This is a genomic window from Chitinophaga flava (assembly GCF_003308995.1).
Classification (GTDB): Bacteria; Bacteroidota; Bacteroidia; order Chitinophagales; family Chitinophagaceae; genus Chitinophaga; species Chitinophaga flava.
Window position 1 is genome coordinate 524,320 of sequence record NZ_QFFJ01000001.1, and the last position, 21,695, is coordinate 546,014.

The window sequence follows — 21,695 nt, forward strand, 5'->3', positions numbered from 1 at the left end:
CATCTGCATCGCACCTTAAACCGGGTACGCGTGCGTTCCGGTTTTTTCTTTTTTACAGTGTATTATGTAAATCTTTCTGCCATAGTTGCGGGTTTAGAGATCAGGAAATAAGGAACGTACCGTTGGCCTGTTTCTTAAAGTGCAGGCTATATACTTTGCTTAATATTTTCAGGATATCATCCAGTGATTCTTTGTGATCGAAGCGGCCACTGATTTCGATATTTTTCAGGCGGGAGCTGTTGATTAAAAACGAAACGCCATAGCGGTTTTGCAGCGATAACACTACTTCAGCCAGCGGATCTTTTTCAAAGCTGAGGCTACCATCTTTCCATGCCGCAGCTATCTGCGCATGCACCTGTCTTATCTGCGGCGTTCCTTCAGGACCGCTGATACGCAGTTCCTGGTCTGCTGTCAGATAAGCAATATGCGAGCTGTCTGTAGATTTGAATACGGCTACCTTTCCGGAAGCTACGGTAACCCGGTAGGTACCGGTAGCAGCATAGGAACGGATACTGAAAGCCGTTCCCAGCACCTTTGTCCGGAAACCGCGGCTTTCAATAATAAAAGGATGTAAAGGGTCCTGATGAATATCAAAATAGGCTTCACCCTGCAGGTACACTGTTCTGTTGTCAGTAAACCTCTCAGGATACTGCAGCTGGCTGTTGGCATTCAGCCATACTACAGAACTGTCTGTCAGCACTACTTTCAGCAGCTGGCCATTATTGGTATGCAGCTCCATCAGCCGGCTGATCTGCTTACGTGGCTGTGTTCCTGATTTATACCACCATCCTGCACCGGCCACGATGGCGGTGACTACAGATGCCACCATTCCCCATTTAATGATACGGTTACGTTTGATGGGAATGACTCTGCCACTGGTTTTGATCCGGGCATCTACGGCCGAAAAAATCTTTTCCCGCAGAAAGACACGGTCATACGTTCCTGTTGCTTCAGGAGCCGGTGTATGCCACTGTTCAAACCATTCGTCCAGCAAGGCTTCCTCTTCGGCGGTGATATTACCACTGAGGTATTTTTCTATGAGCCTGTTTAATTGATTCTCGTCCAGCATGAAAATAAAATTGTATAAAAGCTGCAATGAGCATTATCACAATCCTATTTACCGTGAGGGGAAACAAACACCTATGCCGACGTATATTAAATTAATGTGAACAGATTTTTATTTGCGGAGAGACAGTAGTATCAGTAGGGTAATATAATCTTTCAGATTGCCCCGCATGATACGAAGGGCTTTCACCAGGTGGTTATTAACAGTTTTAGGGGAGATATTCAGCGCTTCAGCGATCTGACGGGTATTAAAGCCTTGTATGCGGCTCAGGGTAAACACTTCCCTGCATTTATCAGGGAGCTGGTCAATCTGTTGTCGTACTACTTCATTCAGCTCATTAAAGGAAAGCTGTTCTGCAGTATTGTTGGTCATCTCCCCCAGGGGAGCCTGTTGCAGATATTTCTGATGGGATAATTGTTTACGATAGGTGTTCAGGATAAGATTCTTTGTGACCCCATATAACCAGGCCCCTACCGGCTTTGCCGGATCGAGGTCTTCCCTGCGTGTCCACAGGGCCACAAAAGTCTCTTGCGTAATTTCTTCCGCCTGTTCTCTATTGCCTAGTTTATACCAGGCCATATCATACTGTTTTTCCCAATAGTGATCATAGATATCACGGAAGGCTTTTTCATCACCCTGCCGTAATTTCTCTATCAGTAAAAACTCATCCGGAAGCACTTCCTTATCAAAATCCATGAGATCAATTTCCATCCAAAAGTAATTCGCATAGAAAAGATCGCATATAAAATAATTGTTAAGAAATAACGGGAACGGTTGCCCGAAAAAATAAGTGTTTCTTTAACAATTAAAAATCATCTACAAAATCTCTCCGGATGGAAAGGTTTGATATCCATGGATGTAGGTGTATTCCCCACCAGTTCCGTCACCAGTTTACCGGTAGCCGCTCCCAGGCTGATGCCCAGCATAGAGTGCCCTGTGGCCACAGTAACGTTACTATAGCGGGAGAGATTACCGATATACGGCAAGCCGTCGGCGCTGCAGGGGCGGTAACCATACCATACCTTGTCTGCACCAGGCAATGGCAGATTAAATTCAGGGAAATAACGTTTCACTGAATCAAAGATTCCCTGTACCCTGCGCATACGTGGTGGCGTATGCAGTGGTGTGATCTCCATGGTACCACCAAAGCGCAGTTTGTTACCATCCATCGGAGAGATGGCCACCCGCGCTTCGCTGAGAATAATAGAGCGACGTACTTTGTAAGGCGCATCATCGAAAGTGACAGAATAGCCTCTGCCACCCACCATGGGAATATTAAGCCCAAACTGCCGGGCCAGCGCAGTACTCCACACACCGGCAGCCAGTACTACGTGATCCGCTGCAATGCCGCCGCCTGTTGTATCAACACCGATGATCCGGTTGCCCGTCATCGCAAATCCCGTCACCTCACGGTGACGTATAAACTGAACGCCCTTCCCTTCCAGATAGGTGAGCAGGCTGAGCATCAGCTGATTGGGATACAACTGTGCATCACCCGGGAAATAAACAGCTCCCAGCGCATCGATGGCTACATCCGGCTCCAGCTGCGACACACCCGCTTTATCCAGTATTTTGGCTTCAATGCCCAGTGCTGCCGCTTCCTCCACCGTTTGTTCGGCGTGATGTGCATTTTGTTCTGTCTTGAAAAGTTCGAGCATACCAAACGGAGCATAAGCGAAACTCAGCTCCGGCATAGTGGCCCATGTTTCATACAATTGTTTGCTCAACAGCGAGATGTCACGCAGCGGTACGGCGGAGCGCTCCACATGTGCGGCGGTGGCGCTTTTCAAAAATTTCAGCCCCCAGTTGATCAGGTCTTTGTTGAGCGAAGGTTTTATATAAAAAGGGCTGCCGGCATCCATCATCCAGCGGAGGCCCTGCCGGACAATGCCCGGTGTAGCGAGCGGCACAAAGTGGCTGGGGCAGATATAACCGGCATTGCCATACGAACAGCCTTCCAGCATGTCGGTACGATCGACCACCGTTACGCTGTAACCCGCCTGTTGCAGATAAAAGGCGCTGCTCAGCCCTATAATACCACCACCAATAATGATTACTTTCATAGTACGTTCATATTACCTGTAATCCGTAAGCGTAAGGATCATCTTCCGGATCAATTGAAATTGTATTGTAACCATAAATTCTGGCCCAGCCTTCAATGCTGGGACGGATGGCCGGTTTACCCCCTACTTTGGTTTCCTCTTCTATCCTGCCGGTAAAACGGGAACCGATAATGCTTTCATGCACAAAAGTATCTCCCTTGCTCAGTTTACCTTGTGTATACCATTGCGCCATCCTGGCGGAAGTTCCGGTGCCGCAGGGAGAACGGTCGATGGCCTTATCGCCGTAGAATACCGCATTACGTGCAGTAGAAGAAGCATCCATCACAGCGCCGGTCCATAAAATGTGGGAGCAGCCGTTGATATGTTCATTCTCCGGATGCACGAATGTGTATATTTCGTTGATCCGTTTCCGTAGTTCCCTGGCCCAGGTTGTCAGTTGGCCAGCAGTGAAGTGTTCCAGTCCTGGAAAATTTTCCTGTACATCTACGATCGCATAAAAATTGCCACCATAGGCAACATCTACTTTCAACAGGCCCAGTTCGGGGCATTCCACCAGAATACCGGTGGCTGCCAGGTAAGCAGGTACGTTGGTCAGCCTCACGCTTTTCACTTTATTACCTTCGCGGTAGTAACTTACTTCCACCAGCCCGGCAGGCGTTTCCATTCTCACTTTACCGGGTACTTTGGGATTTATCAGTCCTTCTTCTATGGCGATGGTAATCGTTCCGATGGTACCATGGCCGCACATGGGGAGGCAGCCGCTGGTTTCGATGAACAACACGGCCACATCGTTGGCCGGGTCGTGTGGTGGATACAGGATACTGCCACTCATCATATCATGACCGCGTGGTTCGAACATCAGCCCTTTTCTGATCCAATCGTATTCCTGCAGGAAATGGTTCCTTTTTTCGCTCATATTGTTTCCCTTCAGGGCAGGGCCCCCGCCGGCTACCAGTCTTACCGGGTTACCGCAGGTATGTGCATCGATGCAAAAAAATGTATGCTTCAAAAGAAGTGTGTTTTCGGTGATTGGATTAGCGTGTATACTGGTTGTCTACCAGGCGCCATATGCCGCCGGGATTATCCTGCTTTAACTCATCGGGCAATAATGCATCAGGGAACTGCTGAAAACACACAGGTCTTACCCAGCGCCGGATAGCAGCGGTCCCTACGGAGGTGTAGCGTGCATCTGTAGTAGCAGGATAAGGGCCGCCATGCACCATGGCAGCACATACTTCCACACCGGTAGGTGCGCCGTTCAATATGATCCTTCCTGCCAGTGTTATCTGCAGGTCGATGACTTCCTGCCATGCTTCCAGGTCGGCGTCTGTGGCCATTACGCTGGTGGTCAGCTGTCCTTTCAGGCTTTTTAATACCGCCAGCAGTTCTGTTTTGTCTTTACAGGCTATTGCCAGCGAGTGCGGACCAAACACTTCTTCCTTCAGATCGGGCTGAGCGAGGAATGCCGCACCGCTGGTGGCGGCCAGAGAAGGAGCTACGGTATCATCCGATGCGATGACAGGTTGTTCCAGTACAGTTGTTGCTTCATGTTTCAGCACCCGGTTACGTCCTTCGATGAAAGAACGATGAATACCTTCGTGCAGCATTTTCTGCGGTGATGTTTTTTGCAGCGCTGAGGCCAGCATATGCTGGAACGCTGTAAATGTGTCACTCTCCAGGCCTACCAGCAAACCGGGATTGGTACAGAACTGCCCTGCTCCCAGTGTGATGGAAGCAGCAAATGTCTGTGCCAGTTCAGCGGCACGCGTTTGTAAGGCATCTGGTAAAAAGACTACCGGGTTTACACTGCTCATTTCTGCAAACACAGGGATGGGGGTTTCCCGTGCCGCAGCATAATTACACAATGCTTTTCCACCCTGCAGAGAGCCGGTGAAACCGACTCCTGTGGCATTAGGATGCATAACCAGTGCTTTTCCGATTTCGTAACTTCCTGTTACATGTTGAACAGTATGCGTTGGCATTGCACTTTGTGCGATGGCTGCCTGTATCGCTTCAAATACCAGCAGTGAAGTGCGTATATGCGCCGAATGACCTTTGATGACTACTGTGGCGCCGGCTGCCAGGGCACTGGCGGTATCACCGCCTGCCGTAGAGAAGGCAAACGGGAAGTTGCTGGCGCCAAAGACGATTACCGGTCCTACCGGCATCAGCATACGCCTGATACCGGGTTTGGTGTCAATCACTGCTTCCACCCAGCTACCTTCTTTGATAAGGTCTGCAAACATACGCAGCTGGTGGGCGGTACGGCCGATCTCTCCTTTCAGCCTTGCCTCTGGCAGATTGGTTTCTTTTCCGGCTACCTGCACCAGGATGTCCTGGCGCGTGGTAATTTCTGTGGCGATAGCATCCAGGAAAGCCGCCCGCTGTGCGGGCTTTGTCCGTCGATATTGTTCAAAGGCCTCAGCGGCCTGTTGCATAATCTGATCTGTTTGCATTGGGTACAGTTATTTTACAGAGAAAGATAATCTGGCAGTGTAGGTCTGTTGGCAACGGAGGTCCGTATTACCTGTAATACTTTTTCTCTTTCAGCACCGGTCAGCGTTAAACGGGGAGCTCTTACATGTTCGCTACCCAGGCCCACTTCGGCTTCCGCCAGCTTGATATATTGCACCAGTTTAGCGGAAAGGTCCAGCTCCAGTAATGGCAGGAACCAACGGTAGATATCCAGGGCTTCTTTTATTCTGCCGGCTTTGGCCAGGCGATATACTGCTACTGTTTCTGCCGGGAAAGCCGCTACCAGACCACCTACCCAGCCATGAGCACCCAGTACTATCTCTTCGAGTGCCAGCGTGTCGAGGCCGCATAAAATTTTAAAGCGATCACCAAAACGGCTGATCATCCTTGTAACGTTGGATACATCGCGGGTAGATTCTTTTACCGCTTGTATATTAGGCAGCTCCTGCAACTGTTCAAAAACATCGAGGGTTACTTCGATCTTATAGTCCACCGGGTTGTTGTACACAATGATTGACAGATCTGTAGAAGCGGCCACTGTTTTATACCAGGCAGCTGTTTCGCGGTCGTCTGAGCGATAACGCATAGGAGGCAGCAGCATCAGACCGGCGGCGCCCCATTTCTTTGCAAGCGCGGCCTGGTTAATGGCCTCTCTGGTAGCACCTTCTGCGATGCCTAATACCACTGGTATGCGGCCCGCTACTTTCTCAACAGTAAATTTTGTCAGTACTTCCTTTTCCGCGGTGGTCAGGGTGCTGGCCTCTCCCAGTGAGCCACCCAGGATAATACCATCAACACCAGCCGACAGCTGTACTTCCAGATTTTTTTCAAACAATGGCAGGTCCAGTTCGTCTGCTGCTGTAAATTTGGTTGTGATGGCCGGGAATATGCCTTTCCATTCAATTGACATAAGAAAAATGTTTTTCCAAAAATATCCAGACAACCCGCAGTTTACTTTCCCGATAGTAATCAATTATAACCTGATATTGACCAGTTTTAGAGAAATCGATTGCCATTAACCGTTTTTTAACCACTTGAGGATATAACTACTTCAAATACGGTTAATATTCGTAATATTGACCCATCCTCGATTCAACCGCCAACAATATGAAAGTTTTACAGTTTACGGTCCCCGTGGCTATCGACAAATCTATTATTCTGCAGAAAGATGTACTGCCATATTTTTACCCCTATCTCCACCGGCACCAGGAAGTGCAGCTCACCTGGGTACAGCAGGGTGAAGGTACACTGGTAGCCGACAACAACATGCATGCCTTCCGGCCTAACGACATTTTCTGGCTGGGCGCCAATCAACCTCATATCTTCAAAAGCGATCCTTCCTACTTTTTACCAAGGAACCGGAAAAAAGTAATGGCCCAGACGCTCTTCTTTAATTCCGATGGCGCACTCTCCGCATTATTTAATCTTCCGGAGATGAAACCGCTGAAAAATTTTGTACTGCAACAACAATCCGGATTTAAAGTACCGACGCCGCAAACCACCGAGATATCAGCCTGCATGCTGCGTATCATTAATACCAGCGGGCCTGAACAGCTGATGCATTTTGTGGAACTGCTCCGCCTGCTGTCGGGCTACCCGGATATTGCCCCACTGGCTGCTGTCAACAAAAAGGTCACTGTCAGCGATCATGATGGTATCCGCATCGGGAATATCTACAATTATATTATGCATCATTATGAACAGCCGATTACGCTGGAAGATGCAGCCGGACAGGTACACATGACTCCTCATGCCTTCTGCCGCTTCTTTAAAAAACATACCCGGCGCACCTTCGTTTCCTTTCTCAATGAAGTACGCATTAATGAAGCCTGCAAAAAACTGACCGATGGCGATTACGATAATATTGCTACAGTAGCCTATACTACCGGGTTTAACAGCATCACTAATTTTAATCGTGTATTCAAGTCCGTTACTGGCAAGTCCCCAAGTCAGTATCTCAACAATTATTTTCAGCATGTAGATCAAGGATGATCAATAACATACTTATTATACGAAAAAAGGTCTTTCGGGTGAAAGATCTTTTTTCGTATATGCTATACCGTTATAGTCAAAGAATACAGCCTGGCTCAGCAGTTATAACATTCACACGGTTAGCGCTGTTTATATTATTTAGAGGAGCATCAGACGAAGCCATGCAATACCATTTGTTTCACTCCGGCAGACATAGCTTTCTGACCCATACAGGAACAGCCGTTTCTTCCTGGGCCGTCAGCCTGGTCATCTTTGCCTGCACACTGCCGCTTTTAAAAGTGTTGCTGCTGAAATTGCTGTGGTTAATGTATCAGCTGTTGCTGCTATATCAATATTAATCTTTCACCCCGAAAATAAACCTCATAATGACAATCCGGAAACTATACCTGCTACTGTTAATACTGCCGCTGGCATTTGTTGGCAGACCATCCCTGGCCCAGCAGAAAGAGACTAAAACAGCTGCTGACATCAGACAACTCAAGGCAAAAACCAGAAATGCGCTCGACTCTCTGGACAAAGAACAGGAAAGACTAAAAGAAGATGCGGGTAAACTAAAGAAGTCAGAAGAAGCAGAATTCAAAAAAGAAATGGCAGCCATCAAGCGCGAAGAAGTTAACCTGCGGGAAAAAGTAAAAGAAGAAACTAGAGTGGCAGATGAAAAATGGGAGTCCTTCAAAACCACGGTAGAAAAGGAATTTAACGATCTGAAAAAAAGAGTAGAACGTGCAAAAGACAAACTGAAAAAACAAATTCCCGACAATAGCCAGCAGCCAGCAGAGCGCAATGTCCCCGAACCTCCTACCCTGTTGACCTGAAACAACCCTTACATCACGAGCACAGCGGCTCCTTTGATTTTTCCTTCCCGCAGGGCAGTAAGTGCTTCATTGGCCTGTGAAAGCGCAAAAGTCTGTATGGCTGTCATCACCGGCATTTTAGACAACTGCTCCATCAGCAGCTCTCCGTCTTTACGGGTAAGATTAGCCACAGAACGTATCACTCTTTCCTCCCACAATATACTGTAGGGGAAAGCAGGAATATCACTCATATGAATACCGGCACATACCACTGTCCCGCCTTTGTCGAGTTGCGCCAATGCCCGCGGCACCAGCGATCCGTCGGGCGCAAAGATAATAGCGGCATCCATCAATATCGGAGGCTCATCCTCGGAACTGCCCGCCCATACAGCTCCTGTTTTTAAAGCAAACTCCTGCCCATCACCATCACCTGGTCTGGTAAAGGCATACACCAGTTTATAGTGAAACTTCGCTATCTGTACCAGTATATGTGCAGCAGCTCCATAACCGTAGAACCCAATGTTTTCGGCATATCCGGGTAACATACGCCAGGAGCGGTAACCAATCAACCCCGCACATAACAACGGTGCACCGCCCGGATGCGCATATGTTTCCGGCAGCTTCAGACAATAAGCAGCCAGCGCTACGGTATACTCCGCATATCCCCCGTTGACAGAATAGCCCGTAAACAGTGCATGTTCACACAGGTTTTCCTGTTCCTGCAAACAGTATTTACAATGGCCGCAAGTATAAGCCAGCCACGGCACTCCTACCTTTTCTCCTATCCCCGGAGAAGTCACACCATCTCCGGTGGCTACCACCACTCCTACAATCTCATGCCCCGGAATCAGCGGCAATGACGGATTGGGCAGCTCTCCGTCAACAATATGCAGGTCGGTACGGCATACACCGCAGGCGATGACCTTTATCAATACCTGCCCTGCCGCAGGAACCGGCACCGGCACGGTATGCAGCAACAGCGGATTGCCGGCTTTTTCCATTACCATAGCTTGCATGGTGCCGGGGATAGTGATCTGTTGTTTCATAAAACAGATTTTTGGTTTTATTGTGTTCCGTAAACAGCCATCGCAGCTACAAGCCTGGGGCCAGACCAGTTGCCATCTACCATCAAACGCCGGAGCGTATACAGTTCATTCCCCGGCGTCGGATGGCGATTCAGCTGGAAAGCAGCTTTATACCCGGCTTTCTTCAGTTCAACAATAATACTGTCGTTATATTCTCCAAACGGATAAGCAAAGTACCAGACAGGCCGGCCGGTTATTTTTTCCAGCTGCTGCCGGGGCTCCACCAGCTGTTTCTGCCAGTCCATTACACCGGTGAGTTTAAGATGAGGATGATCCCATGTGTGAGAAGCAATCACATGTCCCTGATCAGCCATGGTTTTGATCTGGTCCTTCGAGAGATACCGGGGTTTGTTTAATGTAACTGTCATCACAAAAAAAACGCCCCGCAAACCAAAGTGTTGCAATAGCGGCGCAGCTACCGTTGCATGTTCTGCATGCGAATCATCAAAGGTGATGATACAGGTGCGGGGAGGTATAGGCCGCCCTTCTTTCAGCAACGTGATGGCTGCATCCGGTGATATGGTATGATAACCACTGTCAGCAAGGGTTCTGAGCTGCCGTTCAAATTGCGCCCTGTCTACATGCAACAGGTCGTTTTTGTGGGTTCCGGGAACGGTAATGTTGTGATAACAGAGGATAGGCAGCTGTTGCTGGCCGGTGACAATCACCGGCAACCAGCAGAGCAAGAAAACAATCAGGTGTTTCATATGCTTATTGATATTGAATATAAATCGGACGGGGATACAGTTTCAGCACTTCATCGGGCTCCATGAGATGGCCCCCCGTCTCCACATCTACCTCATAAAACAACTTAAAACCGGTAAACTGCACCGGTTGATCGGCAATCCAGCTATGGTAGGTATGTTTCTTTTTTGCCACTCCTCCGAATCCATCCATATCCATCACAATCTGTACTTCCGGTTGAAGGTGAATATCTTTGTAATTCGTGACCATACCCTTTGTAAAACGGTGTACCACCAGTATTTTGGGAGGCAGGCCATATTGTTTGACAATTCCAGCCAGCCAGGAACTGGCGTAGTTAATATCCTCTGCATCCATTGTACCAATTACAGAGCAGGGAGCACGGCCATTTTTCATGGAGTATTCAGGATCTATGCCCAGATGGACTTCCGGACGGGACATAAATTTTTCCAGGAGCGGCAGCTCATCACGGAGTTTGCTCTGTCCGGGTTGCACATCCAGGAAAACGATGGCATGCTCCTGCGTTGCCAGGTCCAGCGCTTTGTTGATAGCAGTGGCAGGCATACGCTGACGATATTTACCATCTGCACCGGGGCTGCGCTGGGCCGTCACAGCGATATAATGAAAAGCCGGAATAACCGGTGTGGTACTGTCTGCGGCTTCCCATAATGCAACCGTTTCCTTTAGCCGGGCCAGCATACTGTCTACCGGGACAGTTCCCAGCACTCCCAGCCGGGGTGTATAAAAATTACCATAATAAGCCACAATCCGGTTGAACGGCAATAATGCCCCGGGAAGCGGGTAATAGGTGTTAACCGGCCATGTTAGCGAAGGAGAGTCATGCAGCAGGTGCAGCATCCGTTGCTGATACATCAGCGTATCTACAGTATTGCTTTTCGCTATACTGTCTACCTGCGCAGGTTTATTGACAACAACGCTTTCCTTTTCCGGCACCACCTCTTTTGAAGGTTTTTCATGACGACCAGGTTTCCAAACAATCCATACTACCAGTAATACAAGCAGCGTCACCAACAACAACTTCCATAAATATTTCATCCCTTGTACTTTAAATAGCAAACTAAATCTACCTGCTTCTTTCCACAGAACAAATGACACTACTCATAACAAATCATGACAGGGATCAGTTCTCTGTTTTCCTGATTATAATCAGGTTTGGGGTTAATATCTGTCATACATTCCCCCTATACAACAACGTAAATTGCATTGACAAAACAGGAGCACTGTAACCTCAAAATCCGGACTCATTATGAAAACACATTTGAAAAATAGTCCTCCCATTCCCACTCCGCTGGCCGGTCTTGGGAATATCCGGGGTATCACAGGCCGGGAAGTGAATGCCATACAGGAGCAGCTGGGAGTCAACAGTACACGGGAGCTAATCCCGCTTATCAGCAATGGCCGGCTCGAAACCGTAGAAGGTCTTACACCCTTACAGGTTAAAAACATCCGGCAGGCACTTAAACTATACAAAAACGCCAACAGCCGCTATTTGCGTTGGGATGCCCACCTTATCGGTGAAGAGCTGTTAAGGGCCATCGGACGGTTTCCGGAGGTAGAGAAAGTATTACTGACCGGTAGCTTGCGAAGAGGTAAGGATACCATTGGAGACATCGATATACTGGTGCAGCTGAGTGAGGCTGACCGGCGGAAACTACTCTATAAAATCGCCCGCATGCCGCAAACAGAAGGTATCATCGCTGCAGGCCCACATCATTTCTGTGTGGTATTACGCAACCAGATGCAGGTAGACATCCGCCTGGCCACCAATAAATACTTCGGCGCCAGCCTGTTGTATTATACCGGCTCTGTAAAATACAATACAGACATGGATGAGCTGGCAGCTTCCAAAGGGTTAAAAATCACTCCCACCGGCCTGGTAGACAGCCATACCGGCGAATATGTAGCAGGAGAAAAGGAAGAAGATATCTATCGTAAACTGCAGATCGACTTTATCACACCGGAACTCAGAGAAAACCATGATATCCTTAACGCGGCTGCAGGCCATCATGTCCCCCCACTGGTTACCTTCAACCAGTTAAAGGGAGATATGCAAATACATACCAACTGGAGCGATGGTGCCGAAAGCATCGCATCCATCGCACAATACCTGTCCCATGCATTCCCACACTACCACTATATCGTGATCACAGACCATGTGTCTGCCTCCCGCGATAATCATATACTGCATACAGAAGATATTTTCAGGCAGGCCGCAGAAATAGATCGTATCAACGCCGCCATGGGATATGACTACATAAAAAAAGGAGCTGAAATAGATATCGGAAAAGATGACAACACAACACTGCCGGATGAAATACTGCAACAGTTTGACTGGGTGATCGCTTCCATACACAGCGACTTCTCCAGTGATAATACTTCCCGGCTGATAAAGATGTGTGAAAATCCATACATCCACTGTATCGGCCATCCCAGCGGTAGACTGATCGGTATCCGCAACCCCTACCCTGTCAACTGGGACGAAGTATTTACAAGGGCTGCCGCCACCGGCACTGCCATGGAAATCAATGCCCGCCCCAAACGGCTGGACCTGAACGATACCCTGGTACGCCAGGCTGCAGACAAAGGCGTTAAAATAGTGGTTAACAGCGATGCCCGAAACCTCACCGACTTTGATTTCGTAAAAATGGGCATATCCACCGCAAGGCGCGGCGCATGCAATAAAACAGATATTCTTAACACCGGCTGCTGGGATGAGATAGAAAAATTTAAAGCGACAAAACAACAACTGCTGAAAAAATAAACCTGTAATGAATCATAATTCCAGCTGATGAATGTCATAGTTCACCCTACACCGGTAAAGTAATTTTAAAATAAAAAAACTATGGAAAAGATATTACTGGTCATGTGTGGTGCAGCTCCGTCCAACAGTGCAGTGGATTTCGCTTGTTATCTCTCAGATATTTCTCATTCAAAACTGGTAGGCTGCTTCTACAAAGACAAAGAAACAGCCATCAATGCCGTTACCAAAAGAAAGATGGCCCATGCTGGCGATGACTGGGATTCACCTGAAACTTTCGCTGAAAATATACCTATCAGCTCCATGCAAACCTTTGAAGATACCTGTGGCGCAAGAGGCATCCCAGCCGCTGTCAAATATATGGAAGAACCTACACTGGATAATATTCTTGCAGAAAGCCGTTTTGCAGATCTTATGATTGTAGATGCCCCACAGGGGAACGTTTTTCCATTCCTGCAAAAACTACTATCATCCGCTCAATGCCCGGTAATTATAGCCCCCCGCAGCTGTACCGCTATTGATGAAATTGTATTCTGTTATGATGGCAGTCCATCAGCGGTCTTTGCCATGAAACAACTGATTTACCTTTTGCCGGAACTGGGAGAAAAAAAGGCGACCATCGTACATATCGGTACCACCAGCATCCCCGAAGAAGAAAAGAAAAATCTGGCCGGCTGGCTGAGCAGACATTTTGCATGTTCTACCATCACTACCTTGAAAGACAACACGACAGCAACATTGTCCGATTTTCTGCAGAAGAAACAGGAAACAATGATTGTGATGGGAGATTTATTATCAGGATTGATAACACCGGCACATCCTGTGTTTATTACTCATCATTGATCTTCTATCGGATTCAGGTCGAGCAGCCGGTTGATCAGATATTGCAGCTGCGCATCTTCGCGTCGTATCGTCGCAGAAATATTTTCCTTTGGGCCGTTTTCTTCAGGGGAACGGCTATTGGTTACCCTATTATTTGCTGGCGGCACATATAGTGGCGCCGGAATACTGTTGATAAAATCGGCTTTCATGGCAGAGAAGCGCCGCTGCCTTCTCTGTTTTTTGTAAACATTATAACATAACCATACCATAGTGCCCATCAGCAAAACGCCCCACCACAACAGGGGCACTGTTTTCTCATTGGAAATATCGGGAGTATGTATCATGATACAACCGGTTTGTAGTTTGCCTCCTAAAGATAAGATAGCTTTTCTGATCGCAGCAGCTCCAGCCCGTTATGTTAACAATACCTTGTCTGCGGCCCTTTTTCCGGATGATTAAAATTTTTTCTGCTGAAATTGTCACAAAAATTCTGTTCCTCCGTCCTTGTTGTAAAATGGATTTTTTATGACTAGACACACAAAGGTATTCACTCTTAAAACATGGCACTATTATTCCGGCATTACTCTTTCTGTATTTATTGCCTTTCACCTGTTCAACCAGCTGATGTCATTGCATAGTGAAAACGCGCACCTGGCCGTTATGAAAGCCTTCCGGACAGTTTACCGTCATCCGGTGGTGGAAACCATCCTACTGATAGCGGTAGCATCGCAGGTGGTGACTGGTATCCGGCTACTCTTCAGCAGCAAACGAAAATCAGCTGCCGAAAAAATTCAGGTGTATTCCGGCATGTATCTCTCCTTTTTTCTGCTCTTTCATGTAGGCGCTGTGTTGTACGGCCGTTTTACAGGGTTGGATACTAACTTTTATTTTGCGGCTGCCGGCCTGAACATGTATCCGTCCACTTTCTTCTTTATTCCTTATTATCTGCTGGCCGTTACTGCCATATCACTGCACGTGGCCGCCATTCACTATATCAAAACAGGCTCCGGTGGCTGGTCACGTGGCATTGCCGTGATAGGTTTTATTGTGGCGCTGCTGATCATCACTGGTTTTACCGATCGTTTTCAGTGGCGGAAAATGCCTGCAGCCAATGAACAGTTTATCCGACAGACGTTTGGCCGTTAGCGCAGTTTATCCGGATTTCGTACAAAGTAAACCGTTTCAATGCCATCTGCTCCGACAGAACAGATCATCAGGGTATCTACTGCTCCGGTGGTTTTGTCGTAGCAGATGATGCCATATTCACCATTGATCATCTTTACTTCAAAAAGCAATTCCGCACCTCTCTTAGTATAAAGTCCGTTGAGGAAGGTAATCGCATCTGCGCGGCCCAAAACAGGCCAGCGTGCTGCCGTTGCGCGGCCACCACCATCGGAGTAGATGGCAATATCCTCTTTCAGACAGGCCATCAGTTGCTCAACATCCCCACTGGTACAGGCTTTCACGAATGCGCTAAAAAGCGTACTACGCTGCTCTTCAGACGGAATATATTTTACTCGCCCGTCTGTCACCTTCTCCTTGGCACGATGAAACAACTGCCGGCAGTTATCCTGCCCCAACGACAATACTTCTGCAATCTCTTCGTAGGCATAGTCCAGCGTTTCACGAAGGATAAACACTGCACGCTCCTGCGGATTCAGTTTCTGTAACAACAATAATAAGGCAAAGGAAATATCCTGGTCCTGCACATAAACAAAACGTTCCTGATATAATGGAGTGGGTAAATCAATTCCGGGATAAACAAATCTTTTACGCATCTCCAGCAACGACAGACAGCGGTGCATCACTGCTTTCACCAGATAATGCTCAGGATTGGCAATCATTGTTATATCCTGCTTCACAAAAGAAAGATATACATCGTGCAGGATATCTTCCGCGTCCATCGCGTTTTTGGTCATTTTGTAGGCAACTGCAAACAACCGGGGTTTATATGTTTCAAAACTGTTCTCCATTGGTGCAACTTTTAGGTTCTCCAAAGAGGGAATAATATTCTTCTCCCCAATCACACAATGCCTCAATCGCAGGGACCAACTTAATACCGATGGGTGTCAGCTTATATTCCACCCTGGGTGGTGTTTCTGCATATACTTTTCTTTCGATGATACCATCCCGCTCCAGTTCCCGCAATTGCAACGTGAGTGTGGCATGTGTAATATCGTGCATCTTATTGCGCAGTTCACCAAAGCGCAGAGGGCATCCCTTCCGGATAGCATTGAGCAGCAGCAGCTTCCATTTGCCACCGATTACCTTCAGGGCTTTTGTCATGGTACAGTTATTTTCCACTACCAATGGACTTTTATCCCTTTGCATATCTGCTTGTATATCATCATTAGTATCTTTTTCCATACCAGGTATTATTCTTTAAACTACTTGTTATAATCTGTTGCTGGCCGCAACTTTGGCGGCGATAAAGTTAACGAATTGGTTATTTAAAACGATTATACAGGATTAATATGAACAGACTGCAAGTGAAATGGTTATCTCTGCTGATTGTGTCTTCCTCTGTATTTCTGGCCGTGATTGATATTTTTATTGTCAATGTAGCGCTGCCTTCCATCCGGAAAGGCGTGAATGGCACCGAGTCAGATATGCAACTGATCATCGCGCTCTATCTGCTGGGTTATGCGTCTTTTCTGATTACCGGCGGCCGCCTCGGTGATCATTATAGCAGGAAGAAAGTATTTATCACTTCCATGTTATTGTTTACCGTCAGCTCTTTATTATGTGGCCTTGCGCAAACGGCCTTTCAGCTGAACACAGCGCGTTTTGTACAGGGCGTAAGTGCTGCCTTTATGATACCGCAGGGTATCAGTTATATTCATATCCTCTTTCCGGAGCATAAGGAAAGAATCAAGGCACTGGGCATCTATGGGAGCATCGCCGGTTCGGCCTCTGTAATAGGACAGTTCCTGGGTGGGCTGCTACCTGACATACACTGGGTGGTAGAAGGATGGCGCCTGCTGTTCCTGATCAACCTGCCCATCGGCTTTGCAGCGGCGCTGCTGGCCGCCAGGTATCTGCATGATACGCCACCGCAGCAAAGCGGACGATTCGATATCAGCGGTGTGATGCTGCTTACCATTGCGCTCTTTGCGCTGGTATTTCCGTTGATCCGTGGCCGTGAGTTGGGCTGGCCTTTATGGAGTATTTGTTCCCTGGCAGGTTCTGTATTGCTGCTGCTGTTTTTTGCATATGACCAGCGGCGCAAGCTGGCCAAACAAACGAACCCCCTGATTAATATCCGCCTGTTCTCTTACCGGGATTTTAATATCGGTCTTTGTGCTGTACTGTTTTATTTTATGGTACAGGACTCCTATTTTCTCATCAATGTTATTTTTATGCAAACAGGATTGGGCTTTAGTTCTTCTGAAACAGGTATCCTGTTTGTATTCCAGGGTGTTGGGTATGTAGTGGCTTCATTGGTGTCTATCCCGCTGGTAAAACGTTATGGTAAACGTGTTTTACAGGGAGGTGTAGTGATGATGATACTTTCGCTGATGATGCATGTGTTCTTTTTCCGTTCTGATGTGCTCCCCAGGCCGGTGCTGCTGGCCACACTTTTCTTTTATGGAACAGGATGTGGTTCGGTATTGCCTTCTTTACTCACTATGGCGCTGAAGAGCATCCCTGTTCATTTTGCGGGGGCTGCCTCCGGTACTTTTTCCACCTTCCAGCAAACATCGATAGCATTAGGCATAGGCGTAGTGGGTGGTATCTTTTTCAGCATACTAGGCAGCCAGACATCCATTACCGCGTATATGGGCGCTTATCAGACTGCTACCGGTGTTAATATCCTGTTTTTGTTGCTGGTGAGTTTTTTTCTGTATATCCTTCCGGAAGAAAAAGAAGCCCGGGCAGGTTCATGATTCCGATTTTACAAACCTTCGGTTAAACCAGTTTTTAACGATCTGCGTAAGGGCCACATAGGCAATCAATATAAAAAACAAACAGGCCCAGTAAGCCGCGGGCAGTACTGTAAAACCGAAAGTGGCAGCCAGTGGAGATACTGTCAGCCAGGCACCGGCTATGACTATACAAACCGAGGTGACCATTAACTGCCAGCTGGCCCAGCTTTCTATGAAAGGAATTTTATTGGTACGGATCACATGAATGATGAGTGTTTGTGTAAACAGCGATTCTATAAACCATCCTGTATGAAACAACGCGGGATTATTCCATCCTCCGAAATAAGTGATCAGCAGCCAGAAGGTAATGTAGTCAAATATAGAGCTGATAGGGCCTATTACAAGGATAAAACGCCGTAGTTCACCAACCGTCCATTTGCGGGGTTTCACCAGCCATTCCGGATCTACATTATCCGTTGGGATGGCCGTCTGCGAAAAATCATACAGCAGATTATTGATCAGCACCTGTATCGGCAGCATCGGCAGAAAAGGTAAAAATGCGCTGGCTCCTACTACGCTGAACATATTACCAAAGTTGGAGCTGGCCGCCATCCGGATGTATTTGATGATGTTGCCAAATACCTTACGGCCCTCTGCCACGCCCTGTTCCAGGATCATCAGATTATTTTCCAGCAGGATAATATCCGATGCTTCCTTAGCGATGTCCACGGCTGTGTTAACGGAGATGCCCACATCTGCTGCTTTTAAAGCGGGTGCGTCGTTAATCCCATCGCCCATAAATCCTGTAACATGCCCGTTCTGCTGCATCGCTTTGATGATACGCAACTTGTGAATCGGCGCCAGTCTTGCAAATACATGGTGATGCACGACTTCCGCTGTCAGCTCCTCATCTGTCATCTGCTCTATATCCGGACCCAACAAAATACGGTCAACATTTACACCTACTTTTCTGCAGATATAGGCGGTAATACTTTCATTGTCTCCTGTTAATATACATACATCCACCTTTGCGGCAGACAGGCTGTGCAAAGCTGCGCTGGCCGTAGCTTTAGGCGGGTCCAAAAAAGAAAGATATCCCAGCAGCACCAGTTCGGATTCATCCGTCACGGAATACACCGGCGCATCAGGAGCACCCGGCATCCATTTATAGGCCAGGGCCACCACCCGGAAACCCTGTGCATTCAATGCTTCCACCTGACGATGATACCGCTCCTGCTGTTCATGTGAGAGTGGTGTTATTTGCCCATTGATCTCTACCTGGGTACAGCGTTCCATGATACCTTCCACCGCTCCTTTACAAATAAGGATGTTAAGCCCCTCTTTGTTTTCCAGCACCACCGACATACGTTTGCGTACAAAATCAAAAGGTATTTCATCAATCTTGCTGAACTCCTCCCTTATATGCAGGGCTGTTCCCACTTCTTCATGATGAAGGATAGCTTCGTCCATCAGGTTTCTCAGGCCGGTGTGGTAATAGCTGTTCAGATAACCGAAATCCAGCACTTTCTGGTCGGGTGTGCCTTCAGGATTAAGGTACTGTTCCAGTACAATGCGGCCTTCTGTGAGTGTTCCGGTCTTGTCTGTGCACAACACGTCCATGGCGCCGAAGTTTTGTATGGCACTGAGTTTTTTGACGATCACTTTTTTGCGGGACATAGCGATGGCGCCTTTGGAAAGGTTCACGGTCACGATCATGGGGAGCATTTCGGGCGTAAGCCCTACTGCTACTGAAAGCGCAAACAGGAATGCTTCCAGCCAGTTGTGCCGGCAGAAACCATTGATGAGAAATACAGCGGGTACCATCACCAGCATAAAGCGGATCATCAGCCAGGTAAAACTGTTGATGCCCTTATCAAAACCGGTCACCACCTGTTGACGGCTGATATGTGCTGCCAATGCCCCGAAGTCTGTTTTTTCGCCGGTATGTACTACCACTGCAGTGGCGGTGCCACTTTCCACGTTGGTTCCCAGAAAACAGTTGTTGCTATTATACAGCGGTTCTTCCTGCCCGGACAGAGGGTCCGCCACTTTTTCGACTGGCAGCGATTCTCCGGTTAACACCGCCTGGTTAAGGAACAAATCTTTTGAGGCCAGCAAACGCACATCAGCCGGTATCATATCACCGGCCCCCAGTTTGACAATATCTCCCGGCACCAGCATTTTTAAAGGAACTTCCTTGTCTTCACCATTTCTACATACAGTAGCATGTGTGCTCACCAGGGCCTTCAGTTTTTCAGCAGCCTTATCGGCCCTCATTTCCTGAGTATAACGGATCGCTACTCCCAGCACTACCATGCTGAAAATAACAATGGTGGAACGCAAATCGCCTGTCAACAGGCTAATCAGGCCCAGCACACTCAACAATATTACCAGAGGGTTTTGCAGGCTTTTCCACAAACGAAGCAAGGGGGATAAAGGTTTTTCTTCCTTCACCTCATTCAGCCCGTATTGCGCCCGCCTTTGTGCAACCTCCGCATCAGACAATCCTTCGGGTACAAAACCAATGGCTTTTTTGACATCTTCCAAAGGAAGCTCCATCAGGCTTCCGTTATCGTGATGGTGCATGTAACATAAACAGGCGGAAAGGCTCCCCTGTTCACTACAGCCATATTAAGGATGTGCGATAAACATAGGCTGGGTAATCAGTTGAATTACAGATTTCATAGGATTGGGTGCAAACAGGTTGGAAAGCAGACTTCTGCCAAATGCTCCCATCACGATCATCACATTTTCCCTGCCGGAGAGGTATTCCATCAACCTCGCCTCCACATTATCATCTTCCGCTATCTCGATAGAAACATCATTGTAATGTGCATGTAACCATTCTTTCAGTTTTTCAACGTCGTCCTGTAACGGCTTCCCTGGCGGTGTTACACTGAGTAAGGTCACCTTATGGTCATGAAGCTGAGGCAGCAGGTAGGTAAACTGTTTGATTGCAAATACAGATGCACCGCTGCCATTATAGGTAAGTATGATCTCGTGTACTGATTTGAAATTTTCCGGAGCGATGATAACAGGACATTCCGCTTTTTCCAATATGTCCCTGACAAAGCCGGTGGGCGCTGTTTCCGGACGCCAGGAAAAAGTAGTGGCCGCATCTATCACGATCAGGTCTGCATACCTGCTTTCCTTCAGTACGGCTTTTAATGGCATACCGGTATGCTGGTGCACTACACTGTTGATACCACTGCCGGTACAACATTGGTGGAACCGGCGGATATTTTCATCGCGGTACAGCTCTTTCTGCTCTTCCAGCCGGACACCTGGTATCGGCGCAGTGACACCCCTTTCATGGATCTCTGCCGCAGAGCGCAGTTCCATAGACTGGTTCTCCAGGAAAACACCGGTGATTTTTGACTGGGTGAGGTTGGCGAGAAAACAGGCGAAATCAAGACAGCTGTTACTCATACTCACCACATCCGTCACGAATAATATTTTTTCCATAAAACATTGTAGGATTTATTCTTTCTCCGGTTCTTCCGGAAGCTGAAGGGCGGCAGGCTCTTTCAGTCCATCACCGGCATTCAGCTCTTCCAGAGAGAGATGCCCGGCCCTTGTTGTCTGCAACCAGATCGAACCGGATCTGTGTAATACTTTAGCGCTCAGGCCAAAGAGATAACTTAAATCATGTTCTACCGCGAGCGCTGTACGGTAGTGGCTGATATCCAACCATCCAAAGCTGTGCAGTATCCGGATCTTTTCAATAGGCATTTCCGGTGGTACCCGGTTTCTTTTAGCATTACAGACTCTATCCACATAAGGTGTATGGAAGAACTCCAGTTTCAGACATGGGTACAACCCGTGAAACTTATCCTGTATATCAGCAATGATGGCTTCTTCACTAATGTAAATCTGCATAACCATAGCTTTAAAATGCTGATACAATAATACAACCGTACAGCCGGCCATACTATGAGGTTCATCAGGTACAAACCTGATACTAATCATATTTCCGGACAACAACTGACGAGCCTGTCAAAACCTCGTCAGTCTTGATACTGAAGGAGAAAATCCTTAACTTACCATAGTT

Annotated in this window: 22 protein-coding genes; 7 read left to right on the plus strand and 15 right to left on the minus strand. The window is 47.7% G+C overall.

Annotation, left to right across the window (positions count from 1 at the left end):
- Positions 1 to 100 precede the first annotated feature (100 nt).
- The 6 genes from DF182_RS01830 to DF182_RS01855 form a co-directional block, all read right to left on the minus strand.
- Positions 101 to 1,069, minus strand: a complete 969-nt coding sequence (locus tag DF182_RS01830) for a FecR family protein (protein ID WP_113613983.1) — start codon at positions 1,067 to 1,069, stop codon at positions 101 to 103.
- A gap of 108 nt (positions 1,070 to 1,177) precedes the next feature.
- Positions 1,178 to 1,777 carry an RNA polymerase sigma factor gene (locus DF182_RS01835; protein WP_113613984.1) on the minus strand — a complete coding sequence of 200 codons (600 nt, stop codon included), beginning with the start codon at positions 1,775 to 1,777 and terminating at the stop codon, positions 1,178 to 1,180.
- A 101-nt stretch (positions 1,778 to 1,878) separates the two neighbouring features.
- Positions 1,879 to 3,129, minus strand: a complete 1,251-nt coding sequence (locus tag DF182_RS01840) for an NAD(P)/FAD-dependent oxidoreductase (RefSeq protein WP_113613985.1) — start codon at positions 3,127 to 3,129, stop codon at positions 1,879 to 1,881.
- A 7-nt stretch (positions 3,130 to 3,136) separates the two neighbouring features.
- Positions 3,137 to 4,138, minus strand: a complete 1,002-nt coding sequence (locus tag DF182_RS01845; RefSeq protein ID WP_113613986.1) for a 4-hydroxyproline epimerase — start codon at positions 4,136 to 4,138, stop codon at positions 3,137 to 3,139.
- A 25-nt stretch (positions 4,139 to 4,163) separates the two neighbouring features.
- A complete protein-coding gene (locus DF182_RS01850; protein ID WP_113613987.1) occupies positions 4,164 to 5,585 on the minus strand; it encodes an aldehyde dehydrogenase (NADP(+)) in 1,422 nt (473 codons plus the stop codon).
- Positions 5,586 to 5,599: 14 nt separating this feature from the next.
- Complete coding sequence (locus tag DF182_RS01855; protein WP_113613988.1) at positions 5,600 to 6,514, minus strand: dihydrodipicolinate synthase family protein; 915 nt, start codon at positions 6,512 to 6,514, stop codon at positions 5,600 to 5,602.
- Positions 6,515 to 6,711: 197 nt separating this feature from the next.
- On the opposite strand from DF182_RS01855, the gene DF182_RS01860 reads away from it, so the two are divergent.
- From DF182_RS01860 to DF182_RS01870, 3 genes are all read left to right on the plus strand, one after another.
- Complete coding sequence (locus DF182_RS01860) at positions 6,712 to 7,596, plus strand: AraC family transcriptional regulator (RefSeq protein WP_113613989.1); 885 nt, start codon at positions 6,712 to 6,714, stop codon at positions 7,594 to 7,596.
- Between the two features lie 161 nt (positions 7,597 to 7,757).
- Positions 7,758 to 7,934 (plus strand): hypothetical protein, encoded by a 177-nt coding sequence (locus DF182_RS32250; protein WP_153259990.1) that lies wholly within the window; start codon positions 7,758 to 7,760, stop codon positions 7,932 to 7,934.
- A 27-nt stretch (positions 7,935 to 7,961) separates the two neighbouring features.
- Entirely contained in the window at positions 7,962 to 8,411 is a 450-nt protein-coding gene (locus tag DF182_RS01870; protein ID WP_113613991.1) for a hypothetical protein, read from the plus strand.
- 8 nt (positions 8,412 to 8,419) lie between these two features.
- Here DF182_RS01870 and DF182_RS01875 read toward each other — a convergent pair whose 3' ends face one another.
- From DF182_RS01875 to DF182_RS01885, 3 genes are read right to left on the minus strand one after another with little or no spacing between them, the layout of a single operon-like run.
- A complete protein-coding gene (locus DF182_RS01875) occupies positions 8,420 to 9,436 on the minus strand; it encodes a zinc-dependent alcohol dehydrogenase family protein (RefSeq protein ID WP_245957348.1) in 1,017 nt (338 codons plus the stop codon).
- A gap of 17 nt (positions 9,437 to 9,453) precedes the next feature.
- A complete protein-coding gene (locus DF182_RS01880; RefSeq protein ID WP_113613992.1) occupies positions 9,454 to 10,182 on the minus strand; it encodes a polysaccharide deacetylase family protein in 729 nt (242 codons plus the stop codon).
- Positions 10,183 to 10,186: 4 nt separating this feature from the next.
- Entirely contained in the window at positions 10,187 to 11,233 is a 1,047-nt protein-coding gene (locus DF182_RS01885) for a hypothetical protein (protein ID WP_113613993.1), read from the minus strand.
- 211 nt (positions 11,234 to 11,444) lie between these two features.
- On the opposite strand from DF182_RS01885, the gene DF182_RS01890 reads away from it, so the two are divergent.
- Together DF182_RS01890 and DF182_RS01895 are read left to right on the plus strand one after the other, a co-directional pair.
- A complete protein-coding gene (locus DF182_RS01890) occupies positions 11,445 to 12,959 on the plus strand; it encodes a nucleotidyltransferase domain-containing protein (protein WP_113613994.1) in 1,515 nt (504 codons plus the stop codon).
- Positions 12,960 to 13,040: 81 nt separating this feature from the next.
- Positions 13,041 to 13,799: a hypothetical protein gene (locus tag DF182_RS01895; protein ID WP_113613995.1), complete on the plus strand. Its 759-nt coding sequence runs from the start codon at positions 13,041 to 13,043 to the stop codon at positions 13,797 to 13,799.
- On the opposite strand, the gene DF182_RS01900 is transcribed toward DF182_RS01895, so the two are convergent.
- Complete coding sequence (locus DF182_RS01900) at positions 13,793 to 14,122, minus strand: hypothetical protein (protein ID WP_113613996.1); 330 nt, start codon at positions 14,120 to 14,122, stop codon at positions 13,793 to 13,795. The two genes, DF182_RS01895 and DF182_RS01900, sit on opposite strands and share 7 nt — an antisense overlap.
- A 181-nt stretch (positions 14,123 to 14,303) precedes the next feature.
- Here DF182_RS01900 and DF182_RS01905 point away from each other — a divergent pair, with 181 nt between their 5' ends.
- Positions 14,304 to 14,924 carry a hypothetical protein gene (locus tag DF182_RS01905; RefSeq protein WP_113613997.1) on the plus strand — a complete coding sequence of 207 codons (621 nt, stop codon included), beginning with the start codon at positions 14,304 to 14,306 and terminating at the stop codon, positions 14,922 to 14,924.
- Here DF182_RS01905 and DF182_RS01910 read toward each other — a convergent pair.
- Both DF182_RS01910 and DF182_RS01915 read right to left on the minus strand, forming a co-directional pair.
- Entirely contained in the window at positions 14,921 to 15,751 is an 831-nt protein-coding gene (locus tag DF182_RS01910) for a sigma-70 family RNA polymerase sigma factor (RefSeq protein WP_113613998.1), read from the minus strand. The two genes, DF182_RS01905 and DF182_RS01910, sit on opposite strands and share 4 nt — an antisense overlap.
- On the minus strand, positions 15,735 to 16,145 hold the full coding sequence (locus DF182_RS01915; RefSeq protein ID WP_113613999.1) for a winged helix-turn-helix transcriptional regulator: 411 nt from the start codon (positions 16,143 to 16,145) through the stop codon (positions 15,735 to 15,737). Before DF182_RS01915 ends, DF182_RS01910 begins: the two co-directional genes overlap by 17 nt.
- 107 nt (positions 16,146 to 16,252) lie before the next feature.
- Here DF182_RS01915 and DF182_RS01920 point away from each other — a divergent pair, with 107 nt between their 5' ends.
- The gene (locus DF182_RS01920) at positions 16,253 to 17,665 is read left to right on the plus strand and encodes an MFS transporter (RefSeq protein ID WP_113614000.1); all 1,413 of its coding nucleotides are present in this window, start codon (positions 16,253 to 16,255) and stop codon (positions 17,663 to 17,665) included.
- On the opposite strand, the gene mgtA is transcribed toward DF182_RS01920, so the two are convergent.
- From mgtA to DF182_RS01935, 3 genes are all read right to left on the minus strand, one after another.
- Positions 17,660 to 20,203, minus strand: coding sequence for a magnesium-translocating P-type ATPase (gene mgtA, locus DF182_RS01925; RefSeq protein ID WP_161964028.1), 2,544 nt, complete (start codon positions 20,201 to 20,203; stop codon positions 17,660 to 17,662). The two genes, DF182_RS01920 and mgtA, sit on opposite strands and share 6 nt — an antisense overlap.
- Positions 20,204 to 20,275: 72 nt before the next feature.
- Entirely contained in the window at positions 20,276 to 21,109 is an 834-nt protein-coding gene (locus tag DF182_RS01930) for a universal stress protein (RefSeq protein WP_113614002.1), read from the minus strand.
- 15 nt (positions 21,110 to 21,124) lie between these two features.
- Complete coding sequence (locus tag DF182_RS01935; RefSeq protein WP_147243316.1) at positions 21,125 to 21,523, minus strand: hypothetical protein; 399 nt, start codon at positions 21,521 to 21,523, stop codon at positions 21,125 to 21,127.
- Positions 21,524 to 21,695: the final 172 nt, after the last annotated feature.